At 62.7% G+C, this 12,379-nt stretch carries 14 protein-coding genes and 1 pseudogene; 10 read left to right on the top strand and 5 right to left on the bottom strand.

Annotated elements, in window-relative coordinates:
* Positions 1–6: 6 nt before the first annotated feature.
* The gene (locus HHL25_RS21965; protein ID WP_169595380.1) at positions 7–2,046 is read right to left on the bottom strand and encodes an alpha/beta hydrolase; all 2,040 of its coding nucleotides are present in this window, start codon (positions 2,044–2,046) and stop codon (positions 7–9) included.
* Between HHL25_RS21965 and HHL25_RS21960 the strand changes: the two genes are divergently transcribed.
* Positions 2,035–2,241 carry a hypothetical protein gene (locus HHL25_RS21960; protein ID WP_169595379.1) on the top strand — a complete coding sequence of 69 codons (207 nt, stop codon included), beginning with the start codon at positions 2,035–2,037 and terminating at the stop codon, positions 2,239–2,241. The genes HHL25_RS21965 and HHL25_RS21960 overlap by 12 nt on opposite strands.
* Positions 2,242–2,317: 76 nt before the next feature.
* Here HHL25_RS21960 and HHL25_RS21955 read toward each other — a convergent pair whose 3' ends face one another.
* The 3 genes from HHL25_RS21955 to HHL25_RS21945 form a co-directional block, all read right to left on the bottom strand.
* Positions 2,318–2,641 (bottom strand): type II toxin-antitoxin system PemK/MazF family toxin, encoded by a 324-nt coding sequence (locus HHL25_RS21955; RefSeq protein ID WP_169595378.1) that lies wholly within the window; start codon positions 2,639–2,641, stop codon positions 2,318–2,320.
* Positions 2,638–2,859, bottom strand: a complete 222-nt coding sequence (locus tag HHL25_RS21950; protein ID WP_169595377.1) for an antitoxin MazE family protein — start codon at positions 2,857–2,859, stop codon at positions 2,638–2,640. The genes HHL25_RS21955 and HHL25_RS21950 overlap by 4 nt, the downstream gene beginning before the upstream one ends.
* Before the next feature lie 170 nt (positions 2,860–3,029).
* Positions 3,030–3,527 (bottom strand): chemotaxis protein CheW, encoded by a 498-nt coding sequence (locus tag HHL25_RS21945; RefSeq protein ID WP_169595486.1) that lies wholly within the window; start codon positions 3,525–3,527, stop codon positions 3,030–3,032.
* A gap of 662 nt (positions 3,528–4,189) precedes the next feature.
* Between HHL25_RS21945 and HHL25_RS21940 the strand changes: the two genes are divergently transcribed.
* The 9 genes from HHL25_RS21940 (at position 4,190) to HHL25_RS21900 (ending at position 11,906) form a co-directional block, all read left to right on the top strand.
* Complete coding sequence (locus tag HHL25_RS21940; protein ID WP_261345131.1) at positions 4,190–6,736, top strand: heavy metal translocating P-type ATPase; 2,547 nt, start codon at positions 4,190–4,192, stop codon at positions 6,734–6,736.
* Between the two features lie 47 nt (positions 6,737–6,783).
* Positions 6,784–7,245, top strand: a complete 462-nt coding sequence (cueR, locus tag HHL25_RS21935) for a Cu(I)-responsive transcriptional regulator (RefSeq protein WP_169595484.1) — start codon at positions 6,784–6,786, stop codon at positions 7,243–7,245.
* A 117-nt stretch (positions 7,246–7,362) separates the two neighbouring features.
* Positions 7,363–7,569: a heavy-metal-associated domain-containing protein gene (locus tag HHL25_RS21930; RefSeq protein ID WP_169595376.1), complete on the top strand. Its 207-nt coding sequence runs from the start codon at positions 7,363–7,365 to the stop codon at positions 7,567–7,569.
* Between the two features lie 103 nt (positions 7,570–7,672).
* Positions 7,673–8,038, top strand: a complete 366-nt coding sequence (locus HHL25_RS21925; protein ID WP_169595375.1) for a hypothetical protein — start codon at positions 7,673–7,675, stop codon at positions 8,036–8,038.
* 178 nt (positions 8,039–8,216) lie between these two features.
* The gene (locus HHL25_RS21920; protein ID WP_169595374.1) at positions 8,217–8,567 is read left to right on the top strand and encodes a carboxymuconolactone decarboxylase family protein; all 351 of its coding nucleotides are present in this window, start codon (positions 8,217–8,219) and stop codon (positions 8,565–8,567) included.
* Positions 8,568–8,696: 129 nt separating this feature from the next.
* On the top strand, positions 8,697–9,047 hold the full coding sequence (locus HHL25_RS21915; protein WP_169595373.1) for a hypothetical protein: 351 nt from the start codon (positions 8,697–8,699) through the stop codon (positions 9,045–9,047).
* Between the two features lie 173 nt (positions 9,048–9,220).
* Positions 9,221–10,393 (top strand): GGDEF domain-containing protein, encoded by a 1,173-nt coding sequence (locus HHL25_RS21910; RefSeq protein ID WP_246701941.1) that lies wholly within the window; start codon positions 9,221–9,223, stop codon positions 10,391–10,393.
* 204 nt (positions 10,394–10,597) lie between these two features.
* The gene (locus tag HHL25_RS21905) at positions 10,598–10,810 is read left to right on the top strand and encodes a hypothetical protein (RefSeq protein ID WP_169595372.1); all 213 of its coding nucleotides are present in this window, start codon (positions 10,598–10,600) and stop codon (positions 10,808–10,810) included.
* Between the two features lie 532 nt (positions 10,811–11,342).
* On the top strand, positions 11,343–11,906 hold the full coding sequence (locus HHL25_RS21900; RefSeq protein WP_169595371.1) for a hypothetical protein: 564 nt from the start codon (positions 11,343–11,345) through the stop codon (positions 11,904–11,906).
* Between the two features lie 372 nt (positions 11,907–12,278).
* Here HHL25_RS21900 and HHL25_RS21895 read toward each other — a convergent pair.
* Positions 12,279–12,379, bottom strand: a pseudogene (locus tag HHL25_RS21895) (IS110 family transposase); the annotation flags it as partial.

Below are 12,379 nucleotides of genomic sequence, written 5' to 3'. Positions count from 1 at the left end.
GGCCACCTACTTCGGAAACTGCCAGTATATGGCGCCAGTTGCCGAGCTCACAGCTCTAAGGGTTGGTGTCCGTCTGTCAGGTGGGCGAATTCCCGACAACATCAATGCGGCAATATCATCGACGACGGAACGGTCGTTGGCGAAATAGCTGTGATTGATGCCAAAAACGTAGTTGCTTACCGCGGTAGCATCGATCGTGTCGATCCCCTTCAGGATCAACGGGCCGCTAGAAGGGGAGTCTCCTGCACGCGGCATGTGTGATCGCAATGACTTCGATGCCCGCAATGCCCGATCACTGGAGGAGGCATAGAGCGTGACCCCGTCAGCGAAGGTAATGATGCGAGACGCAAGACTTGCAAAATCGTCCGCATCCACATCGGGGGCGGCGAAGATAATGTCATCATACGGAGTAAAGTCAGTGCGGGAGGCCTGATCAGCGAGTGCTTCTATCAGCGCTGCACTGCCCATGCTGTGGGCGACCAAGGTGATCTTCTGAATGTCGGGCACGGATTTTATAAGGTCGAGGAATGCCGACATCTTGTCACGAGACTGCCGGGCGCTATCGACATCATAAAAGTAGTCTTTGACTGTTCCCTTGGACGGCCAGCTGTAGAGCGCTACAAGTCCGTCAAACTGCATATCCCAGACAAGCTGGGCGGTGGAATAAAGGGCGTCCTCGAATTTGACGTTAAAACCATGAACGAACACCAGCGCGTGTCCCTCGTTCCGGTCTGCCGCGGAGAGACGTTGCGTGGCATATGCGTGGAACTCGCTTGGGCTCAATGTGTTTATGCTTGCGATCGTGAAATGTGCCTTCGGATCTTCCTTCTCGAACGTAATCGTAACCAAGGGGAGCTCTATCGAGGCGGGGCGCTCAACCACACCAAAACGATGGTCTTCGGGAACGGTTACCCATGCGAGCCCGAGCTGGAGTTTTCCCGAGCGTTGGTCGTTGTATTCTACGCCGGATAGGGTCGCGTTTTGCTGGCGATCGGTCCCGAACAGGACAGGTACGGCGCGGTACTGGGCAAAAAGTCCCTCGCAGATATCCATATCGTTAGATGCAACTCTGCACTTCTCGGGCGGGCTTAGCGAGCCGGCATCTATCTTCATCTGTAGATTTTTGTCGGTAACCAAGAGCGGCTCCAGCAGAAAGGCCTGGACTAGGTGATCTGGCTTCTCAATTGTAATGGTGGTGGTATTGATCGACTCTCCCATTGCCATTTTCATTGCGATTGCCACTGCCGCCTTGCCGAGTTCTCGCCGATCTAGCCATATCCCCGCCATTTGCCTGCCGCTGTTTATTCGGCCTAACGTCTCAACGTCGCTAGCAGGTGCGCCAATTGTGACTTTTTCGCCAAACTCGGAATCGGCGATAATTTTCGCTGCCTCTCCGCTCGGCGCGATGACGGCATCTATCTGATCATCGCGGGGGAAGAGGTACTGCTCCAAATTGCGCTTAGCTATTTCCTGAGGCCAAATTGGATTGATCGTCTCTTGATAAAGGCTAATTCTGCCGACGGACGCCGCCGGTTTCAGCACATCGAGCTGCCCCTGTAGAAATAGGTTGTCTTCCGGATTTTTCTGCTCTTCGTGAAGAACAAGAAAACTCTGCCCCGGCGTTTCTGTCATCATATTGTTGGCGATCGCACGTCCTGCTGCACGATAATCGAAATCAACACTGACAACCCAAGGATCCTCTACAAGGGCTCCGAGAGCAATTACAGGCACCCCCCGCAATCTGGCTTCCTTGCTTATTCTTGACGCGGCAATCGTGTCCACAGGATCAAGAATCAAGGCAGTTACGCTCTGGTCGAACAGGCCTATGGCATCCTCGATCTGTTTGCTTGAGGAGCCATTGGCATCTATCTCTATCCAAGTAGCCTCGATCGCTTGAAGCGCCGTGCGTAAGCCTGCATGTTCTTCATACTTCGAGCCTGCAGGATCATCCGCCCACAACACACCAATGGTTGACGCGTGCGCTAAGGTCAGTTGCAAAGGCAGTACGAGGATTGCGACGATGAGTGCGATTCTATGAATATTCATTGTCATAGCCCCCATGGGATCTCGCGATCCAACGCAATCATTGGTCGACAATTTGGGGTTGTCAATATTCCCATCGCCTTCAAGCAGGGCCGCAAGGTTCTGCCTGCCGTCTCCGCCGTGCTCGCCTCGCTGCACCGCATGGGCCTCGTCTCGACCGCCGACGGCAAGACCTTCGCTTTCCGCCGCGCCCCGTGAAGCAGTGGTGCCGCCCTTCGACTTGCCCGGCAGGCGGATGAGGGGCGGTTGCTGATTATGGGTGCCGCCGCTTTGGCTAGGCGATCCCGAGAAAGACGGCGAGCGAGCGCGTCACCGACAGCATGGTCTCTTCGTCGAGGTGGCCGATCACAGGGCCGATCCGTTCGCGGCGCACGGACATCGCCTTGTCCACCATGATTTGCGATGGCCGGGTCAGGCCATTTTCCGGTCCGGGATCGATCCCCGGCCGGATGAGCGGTGCTTCTGTAAGAGTGCTGGTGATGAGCAGGACGGTGACGGTGCCGATGCCGTCGAAGGCATCGGCCTGAATGACCAGCGCCGGGCGTGGCTTGCCGAAGTCGTCGGAAACCGCCACGGTGACGACGTCGCCGCGTCTCAATCCGCCTCCTCCGCGAGATCGTCCAGTGCTTGATCGAGCAGGACCTGAAGGTCATGGTCGCCTCTGTCCGACTGAGCGACGGCCAGCGACTGGCGACGGCATTCCTCCACAAAGCCCGGTCGGCGCGTATCGGGCAGCCAGATCTGCACCGGCCTGAGGCCCATGGCCCTCAGCGCCTGCCGTCGCTTTTCGACCCGCTTGCTCACGGATGTCGCCATGATCGGTCTCCGGTTAAATGTTACATGTAACATTTTGCCCGGCCAGCGGCAAGGATTTGACCGGATCCTGCCGTCGTTGCTCCCACCAAATGGGGCGAGCAGACGGCGGCGGCAGCGACTGTCGTCTCTTCTGCCTGTCAGATCGCGATGGGGGCGGTTGCTGCCCCGTCTTAAAACTCTTCCCAGCCGGGACCCGCGCCGCCACCGCCACCGCCGCCGCCACCGCCGCCGCCGCTCGGGCCGCTGGCGGAGAACAGTTCTTCGAGGTTGAGGAAGCAGATCATCTGGTCCTGGTGGGCGAGGATGCCGTCGATGAACTGGGTCGCCTGTCCGGTGTTGTGCGGGACCGGCTGGAGGCTCTCGGCCGGCACGGTGAGGATGTCGGAGACGCCCTCGACCAGGAGGCCCATGGTCATGTCGTTGACGTCGGTGACGATGATGGCGCTGCGCTCGGAGGCCTCGGTGCCCTGCATGCCGAGCTTGGAAGCGAGATCGATGATCGGGATAACCATGCCGCGCAGGTTGATGACGCCGAGCACCTCGTAAGGGGCATGCGGCATCGGGGTCACCGGCACCCAGCCGCGGATCTCGCGGATCGACCGCGTTCTCACGCAAAACGACTGGTCGTTCAGCCGGAAGGCGATGATTTCCAGGGAAGCATTGGTCATTGCATTGACGTTCACGCCGGTATCCTCGCGACGGGGAAGAATGTGAACTCGTTTCCTACCGGTCAAAGCTGGCGCCGGGCTGGCTTGATCTCGTCCCTCGAATTCTACCCTTCACCCTGACCCGGCCGGTGTCGCGTTGCGCTTGCCCCTCACCCTGACCCTCTCCCCGTCGTGACGGGGAGAGGAGACGGCCGGTGGGGTGCCGCTTGGCCCTTCTCCCCATGATCATCGGGAGAAGGTGCCGCCCTGCGACCGGCTCAGGGGGCGGATGAGGGGCGGGCTGCGCCGACCTCTGGCCGATCTCCCCCCGCGTGAGGGGAGATGCCCGGCAGGGCTGAGGGGGGGGTATCGCCCGCCGTAACGACAAAAGTCACCCCCCTCTGTCACTTCGTGACATCTCCCCCTCAAGGGGGGAGAGTGGGAGTCCGCGGGCCTCGCTTCGCGTCCTGGCCTCGCGTCAGCACGCATATTTTTTGCCCCACACCCCTTGACCCTCCCATGATGGGAAGGTGCATCTAGGGGAAAGACGCCTTTGGACCGGTCGGGTTCGGGCGCTTTTGAAACCGGTTTCCGTGCCGTGGATGTGGGCTATTCCTGTTTCGGGACCCCATATATGGGGCCTGCATCGTGGGACCGCCGCCGCATGGCCGAAAGGTGAAGAGATGAACGAACGTCAGACGATCCATCCGACGGGTGGGGAAAGCTCCGGGCAGGCGCCCTTGCCGGCCAAGGGCGCCACCAGAACACCCGCGCTGTCGCCGATCATCGTGCCGGTCGAGGGCATGACCTGTGCGTCCTGCGTCAAGCGGGTGGAAAAGGCGGCGGCCAAGGTTGCGGGTGTCGAGACGAGCGCGGTCAACTTCGCCACCGAGACGCTGAGCGTGACCCCGGGGCCGGGCTTTTCGGCCGAGGCGCTGGTCAAGGCGGTGAAGGACGCCGGCTATGAAGCCAAGGCCGAAACCGTGATGCTCGACATCGAGGACATGACCTGCGCCTCCTGCGTGGCGCGGGTGGAAAAGGCGCTGAAAACCGTGCCGGCGGTCGAGACCGCCGCGGCCAACCTCGCGACCGCCAAGGCGGTCGTCACCGTGCTCGGCGGACGCAATGCCGTACCCGCCATGGTGAAGGCGGTCGAGAAGGCCGGCTACAGGGCGAAACTGCAGGCCGAGGCCGGCGAGCCGGACACCCACGAGCAGGCCAAGGAGCGTGAGATCGCCCGGCTGACCCGCGATTTCTGGATCGCGCTCGTGTTTTCCCTGCCGCTTTTCGTCATGGAAATGGGAAGCCATATCTATCCGCCGCTGCACCATACCCTGATGACGCTGTTGCCCGGCAACCAGTTGAATCTCCTGCAGTTCGTGCTGGCGACCGCGGTGCTGGCCGGTCCCGGCCGGCGCTTCTTCGTCAAGGGCCTGCCGGCACTCCTGCGCGGCGGCCCGGACATGAATTCGCTGGTGGCGATCGGCACGGGGGCGGCCTATCTCTATTCGCTGGTGACGACCTTTGCCCCGGCGGTGCTGCCGGCCGAGGCGCGGCATGTCTATTATGAAGCCGCGACCGTCATCGTCTCGCTGATCCTGCTCGGCCGCCTGCTCGAGGCGCGCGCCAAGGGGCGCACCGGCGCGGCGATCAGGAAGCTCGCCGGCCTGCAGGCCAAGACCGCCCGCGTCGAGCGGGCCGGTCAGACGCTCGACATCGCCGCCTCCGATGTGGTGGTCGGCGACGTCGTGGTGATCCGCCCGGGCGAACGCTTGCCGGTCGACGGCACGGTGATCGACGGTGCCTCGCATGTCGACGAGGCGATGATTTCCGGTGAGCCGCTGCCTGTCGAGAAGACGCAAGGCGCGACCGTCATCGGCGGCACGATCAACGGTCGCGGCTCGTTCCGCTTCCGCGCCGAAAAGGTCGGCGCGGACATGATGCTCTCGCAGATCATCCGCATGGTCGGCGAGGCGCAAGGGGCGAAACTGCCGATCCAGATGATGGTCGACAAGGTGACGGCCTGGTTCGTGCCGGCTGTGATCGCCATTGCGGCCGCAACCTTCCTCGCCTGGTTCTTCGTCGGGCCGGATCCGGCCTATACCTATGGCCTGGTCGCCGCGGTCGCCGTGCTGATCATCGCCTGCCCCTGCGCCATGGGGCTGGCCACCCCGACCTCGATCATGGTCGGCACCGGCCGGGCCGCCGAACTCGGCGTGCTGTTCCGCAAGGGCGAGGCTTTGCAGACGCTGAAGGAAGTCGACACCGTCGTTATGGACAAGACTGGCACGATCACCAAGGGCCGGCCGGAACTCACCGACGTGTCGGTGGCCGAGGGTTTTGACGAGAATGAGGTGCTGTCGCTGGCTGCCGGCCTCGAGGCCCGCTCGGAACATCCGGTCGGCGAGGCGATCGTCAGGGCGGCCGAGACCCGCGGGCTGACCGTCGCGGCGGCCGACGGCGTCGAGGCGGTGGCCGGCTTCGGCATCACCGGCAAGGTCGATGGCCGCACCGTCGCGGCCGGCGCCGACCGCTACATGGCAAGGCTCGGGCTCGACGTTGCCCCGTTCACCGAGGTCGCGGCAAGGCTCGCCGGCGAGGGCAAGACGCCGCTTTACGTGGCGATCGACGGCCGGCTGGCGGCGGCGCTCGCGGTCTCCGACCCGTTGAAGCCCAACAGCGTCGCCGCCATCAAGGCATTGAAGGCGCTCGGGCTTTCGGTGGTCATGGTGACCGGCGACAATCGCGGCACGGCAGACGCGATCGGTCGGGCGGCGGGCATTGCCGAGGTGGTGGCCGAGGTGCTGCCGGACGGCAAGGTCGAGGTGCTGAACCGCTTGAAGGCCGAAGGCCGCAAGGTGGCCTTCGTCGGCGACGGCATCAACGACGCGCCGGCGCTTGCCACCGCCGACACCGGCATTGCCATCGGCACCGGCACGGACGTGGCGATCGAAAGCGCGGACGTGGTTCTGGTCGGCGGCGATCTCGCCTCGGCGGTCCACGCGATCGAGCTCAGCCATGCGGTGATCCGCAACATCGGGCAGAACCTTTTTTGGGCCTTCGCCTACAACATATTGCTGATCCCGGTGGCCGCGGGCATCCTCTACCCCGGTTTTGGTATCCTGCTGTCGCCCATGGTCGGCGCAGGCGCCATGGGCCTGTCCAGCGTCTTCGTGCTGACCAATGCGCTCCGCCTGCGGCGCGCACGTGTCACCGATCTCGCGCGGTGAGGCTGGAGAGGAACGCGATGGGTAGGACAATGGCACGACTGGGCGGAATGAACATCGGCGAGGCCTCGGAAGCCTCGGGCGTATCGTCGAAGATGATCCGCTATTACGAGGAGATCGGCCTCGTGATGCCGGCGCATCGCACGGCGAGCAACTACCGCATCTATGGCGAGGACGAGGTGCACCGGCTGCGCTTCGTCCGCCGCGCCCGCTCGCTCGGCTTCTCGCTGGAGGAGACCGAGCGCCTGCTGAGGCTCTGGGCCGACAAGGACCGCACCAGCGCCGAGGTCAAGAAGCTGGCGCTCGATCATGTCGCCGAGCTCGAGCAGAAGATCGCCGGCATGCAGGCGATGGTCGCGACGCTTTCCGATCTCGCCCGCTGCTGCCACGGCGACGAGCGGCCGAGCTGCCCGATTCTCGCCGACCTTTCGGGCGGCAAGACGGCCGGCGTCGCGCGTCCGGCCGCCCGCCGCGGCACGGCACGCACCGCCCGGGCCGCCCGCGACATCTAGGGCGTTTCCCGGAATTGCGTCGACAGACCGTTTCTCGCTTTTCCGCTTGACCTTCCCATGGTGGAAAGGTGCAAGAGAGAGGAACGCGACACTGACGGAAACAGATAAGGACTGACCATGAGCGCAAAACATCTCTTCCTCGTCGAGGACATGACCTGCGGCCACTGCGAAAAGGCCGTGACCAAGGCACTCGCCGAGGCCCTGCCGGGCGCCGCCGTGGCGATCGACCTCAAGACCCATGAAGTGGCGGTCGAGGGCGATGCGGCAAAGGCCGAGGAAGCGATCCGCGAGGCGGGTTATACGCCGGTCCTGAAAAGCGCCTGAGCGGCGAGGGGGCCGACCTTGCCCGTCATGCTCGGGCCTGTACTGGGCATCTGCCACGGGATGCCTTTCGTTGAGGCAGTAGATCCTCGGCACAAGGCCGAGGATGACGGCGATGGAAGGCGGGGCGCTTGTCCACGAACTGGCGGCCCGTCGTCTGACTGGCCGCCGGGCTGCCGACGGGGCGGTTGATCCTCGCGCCGTCATGCTCGGGCCCGTCCCGAGCATCTGCCACGGCTTGCCGCTCTTTGAGGCAGTAGATCCTCGGCACGAGGCCGAGGATGACGGCGATGGAACTGCTGCACCTGCCATCAAGCCGGGGCCGGCCGGTTTGCTGACTGGCGGCTGGGCTGCCGACGGGGCGGTCGATCCTCGCGCCGTCATGCTCAGGCCCGTCCCGGGCATCTGCCACGGCTTGCCGCTCTTTGAGGCAGTAGATCCTCGGCACAAGGCCGAGGATGACGTCGAGTAGAACGGCTGCACTGCCATCTAGCCGGGGCCGCCGGGCTGCCGACGGGGCGGTCGCCGTTCGTCCGGACTGGGGCGGATCGCCGCGACGCATGATTTTGTCGGCCGGGGTTATTGCGTATCTACAGAGCTTCGTACATATATAGCGCAAATCCTATATGTGTGCGAAAGGCAGGGCTCCCATGTCCAAGAACTATCTCGAAATCACCAAGGAAATCTCCAACGGCATCAAGACCTTGCGCAAGGACATCCCGGACGTGATGGCCGGCTTTTCCGCCATGGCGCAGGCCGCCACCAAGGACGGGGCGCTGGACAAGAAGACCAAGGAACTGGTGGCTCTCGGGATCGCGATCTCCACCCGCTGCGACGGCTGCATCGGCTTCCACACCGAGGCGCTGGTCAAGCTCGGCTGCACCAAGGCGGAGTTCGAGGAGACCCTCGGCATGGCCGTCTACATGGGCGGCGGGCCGTCGCTGATGTATGCCGGCCACGCCATGGCGGCCTGGGAACAGTATGGTGGGGCGGCCGAGTAAGGCCGCTTGCTGCCGGCGGACCCGCCGCCTCGGGTCCGCCAACCTCATGTCCGCCCATACTTGGCGGTTTCGCCGCCCGCTGACCCGCGCTAGGCTCCAGCCGACCCGAATCTCCTGGAGTTCCCGCCGATGCGCCGCAGCCTTACGACCGCCCTTGCTCTTCTCGCCGTCCCCGCCGTCGCGCTTTCCGCGGAACCCACCTTCTACGAGAAGGCGGCCACGTCGCTGACCGAATGCGAGACCGCCTTTTCCGAGAAGACCCCCGACTTCAAGCGCCGCCGCGACTTCATCGTGCGGCGCACCACAGACGGCCGCGAACGGGTGATCCAGTGCCTGCCGGACGGTGTGGTCGAGCTCTTCTGCGATCCGAAGGCCGGCCGCTCGGTGGTCGCGGTGCTCGAGGGGGAAACGCTGCCCGCCTGCGCGCGCCTGAGCCTCGGGCTCAAGGTCCGCAAGACGGAAACGCTGATGCCGCAGTAAGCGCCCTCCGGCCCCTCAAGGATCGCCTTGACGGCCGGCAACGCCTTGTCCGCGAGGGCCTCGTGTGCCCTTGCCCAACCTGCCTGCCCCCATTTCTGTTAGTCCTTTGTTTTCACATTTTTAGTAAAAGCTAAATTTGCGGGGGCGCAGGAACGTTCGGGGAAAGGGGCAAGATGGCTTTTGCGGGCATGAGGAACACCCTGGCCGGGGGCCGGGTGGACGTCCTTCTTCGGTTTCGTCCCGACATCGACGCCCTCTACGAGGCCGACAACGGCGAGGCGCGGACACGACATATGAGGCACACCGCGCTGGTCGGCCTGATCCTCTACAATCTCTACAACATCACCAGCTTCTACCTGCTGTCCGACATCCATGATTTCACCGTGCTGGTGCGCGTTCTCGTCCAGACCCCGGCCTGCCTCGTCATCTTCTGGGCGATCCCCCGCGTCGGCTCCTTCTGGCGCGAGTTCATGGTGCTGCCGGCTATGCTGGGCGTCACGCTGTTTTCGGTTGTCGTGGTGCTGATGTCGAAATCGCCGCTCGCCGCCTATACGCTGGGCGAGCTGTCGCTGGCGCTGGTCTTCGCCAACATGCTGATGGTGTTCCGCTTTCGTTATGCGCTGGCGATGACGCTGATCACCTGCACGGTGACGATCGCCGGGCTTTCGGTCAAGGCGGGCCTCGACGAGGGCCTGAGGATCTCGCTGATGCTGCAGATGGTGATCTGCTGCATCTTCACGCTCTATGCCAACTGGCACGCCGAGTTCCAGCGCTGCCGCTCCTACCTCGCCGAGCTCGACGCCCGCACCCGCGCGGCGACGGCCGAGGAGATCGGCAGCCACTTTCGCGATCTGTCGCGCACGGACGCGCTGACCGGCCTGCCGAACCGCCGCCATCTCGACATGGAACTCTCCGCCCGGCTGGAACGGGGCGCGCCGCTCGCCGTGATGATGGTCGACGTCGACTTCTTCAAGCTGTTCAACGACCGGCTCGGCCATGCCGCCGGCGACGAATGCCTGCGCCGCATCGGGGCGGCACTTGCCGAAAGTGCTGCCGGCGCCGGCGGCTTTGCCGCCCGCCTCGGCGGCGAGGAATTCACCCTTCTGGTCGATGGCGACGAGACGGCCGGCCGGGCGCTTGCCGAAGACGCGATCAATGCGATCCGATCGCTGTCGCTCGCCCATCCCGGCCGCCCGGACGGCGCGCCCCTCGTTACCGTGTCGATCGGCATTGCCTGGGGCCGCGGCGAAACCCCGCAGACCGCCCACCGCCTGATCGCCCGCGCCGACCGCGCCCTCTACGAGGCCAAGCGCCAGGGGCGCGACCGGCTGAGCGCTGCGGCGTAAGGGGCTGCTGCGGGGGACTGTCTCTTTCGACAATCCCTGGCGCTTGCCCCTCGACCTCGACCTCTGCCGCTGCCCCTCACCCTGACCCTCTCCCCGCTTGCGGGGAGAGGGGACGGCCGCGACGGTGCCGCTTGTCCTTCTCCCCGCCTGCGGGGAGAAGGTGCCGGCAGGCGGATGAGGGGCAAAGGGGAGGGGCGTGGCAGCGTGCGGCGGTGGCGTGAGTGGGAGGAACTGCGCGAAGCCGACGCTCACTTGCATCGCCATCTTGCCGAGTTTGATTTCCGTCATTACCGCGGTGCGGCCCTCAAGATCAGCGATGCAGAACGCGCCGAAGATTTTGTTCGTCAGGCTCGCGACACGCGTTTGACCTGTCGGCGGGTTGGTGAAGGCAGTTACGCCAAAGCAAAAGGCGCGTAAGATCATGGCGACTCGAAAAAAGGGGAAACGCCGTGCCTAACGCAAGATTTGCAGTAACGAACGTACGGCGAGAAGAAACCGGCGCATGGGTCTTAACTGTTGGTGCGCTGCCTGACTCAATTGACGTTGTACTATCAGAGGCGGAAGCGGTTCTATTAGTTCGAACAATGCAAAGTGGTTTCCTTGACCGACTTGGGAAGGTATCGGCCCACCCCAATTACCCGCGTCTGTCTGTTGCGGATGCCAATGTTGCGCACGGCCAATCTGAGACCGGTCTTCTACTCGATACGGAAGAAATTGGATCGATGGTCTTAGCATTCAGCTCTCCGCTGGCGGAGAAAATCAAACACGAAATTGACCGCGTCGTGCAATCGAACAAAGACAGGCAAACGGGGCATTAGCCCTTATTCTTGGTTTACTTATCCTTCCCAGGCTTCGGCTTTGGAGCGGTTTTCGGTTCAGGTGGGGTCTTCACATACACCGCAAGACCTCGTCGCCCTTCTTGTCGTCAATCTGTTTTGGGGTGTCTGACATGCACGAGAAATTCCGCAATCTTGATTTTGATCCGAGAAAACTACCGCCACAGTATCTAGAAGCGATAGGGCTTGCTGTAGCATGCTCTGCTCAAACTGAAGACCACATGCAGATGGCAATATCAGGGTGCCTTGGCATTGACGCCGAACTAGGTTGGGGTGTTACCTCACACATGACTGCCCCGCTTAGGGAAAACGTCTTGAAGTCTGTCGCAGAGATCAGAATTGATGATTTAGACGATCTAGATCGTCTTGACGACCTTATCGATTTGGTCAAGCAGGCCGCCGATAAGCGCAATGCGATAGTTCACCACATGTGGTGCCACGATGAAAAAACCGGAGAAGTTTTCCTCGTTAAGACTACGGCTCGAAACACGGTGAAGGCAGACGTCGTCCCAATGCCGTTAGATACCATCAGAGCTGACGCGATGTTCATCTATGATGCGGGAATAAAACTTCTCCAGTTTCTCCTTGCCAAAGACCTTATCCCTGCGCTCCCGCCTGTCGGTCGCTCTCGCTTCCATAAGAGCAAGGCGGCGCGAAAGAAGAGAATTAAACGCTAACTGAATGCCGGCCTGTCGCGAAGCAGTGCCATTTTGCGCCTTGGTGCATCACACACCAAAATAGGAAAATAGTCCTTGACGGCGTGACGGTCGTCTGCTAGGGTTCTGTCATCGTCGTAAAGCTGTGGCCGCAGCGGTTGTCTTGCTGGCCTGCTGGCGACGGGAAGTTTGTGAAGGCTCGGGGGACCGGGCCTTTTTTGTTGCGCGGTCGGGGGAGTGTGTCGGCTGGTCGGTTTTTGGCCACGGCCTTGCGATTGCCGCCTGGGATGGCAGCTTGGGATTGCCTTTCTGCAACGCCTCCGGATTGCCCCTTCACATTGCCCCTCACCCTGACCCTCTCCCCGCATGCGGGGAGAGCGACTGTCTTGGCAGTCAAGCGTTTTGCCATGGTTTTTCGTCCCGGATGATGGCGTTGAGGATTGTCAGCAGTTTGCGCATGGTAGCGACGACTGCGACGATCCTGGGCTTGCCCG

It is taken from the genome of Rhizobium terricola (assembly GCF_012927355.1).
Classification (GTDB): Bacteria; Pseudomonadota; Alphaproteobacteria; order Rhizobiales; family Rhizobiaceae; genus Allorhizobium; species Allorhizobium terricola.
This window is presented reverse-complemented; position numbering and strand designations above follow the sequence as displayed.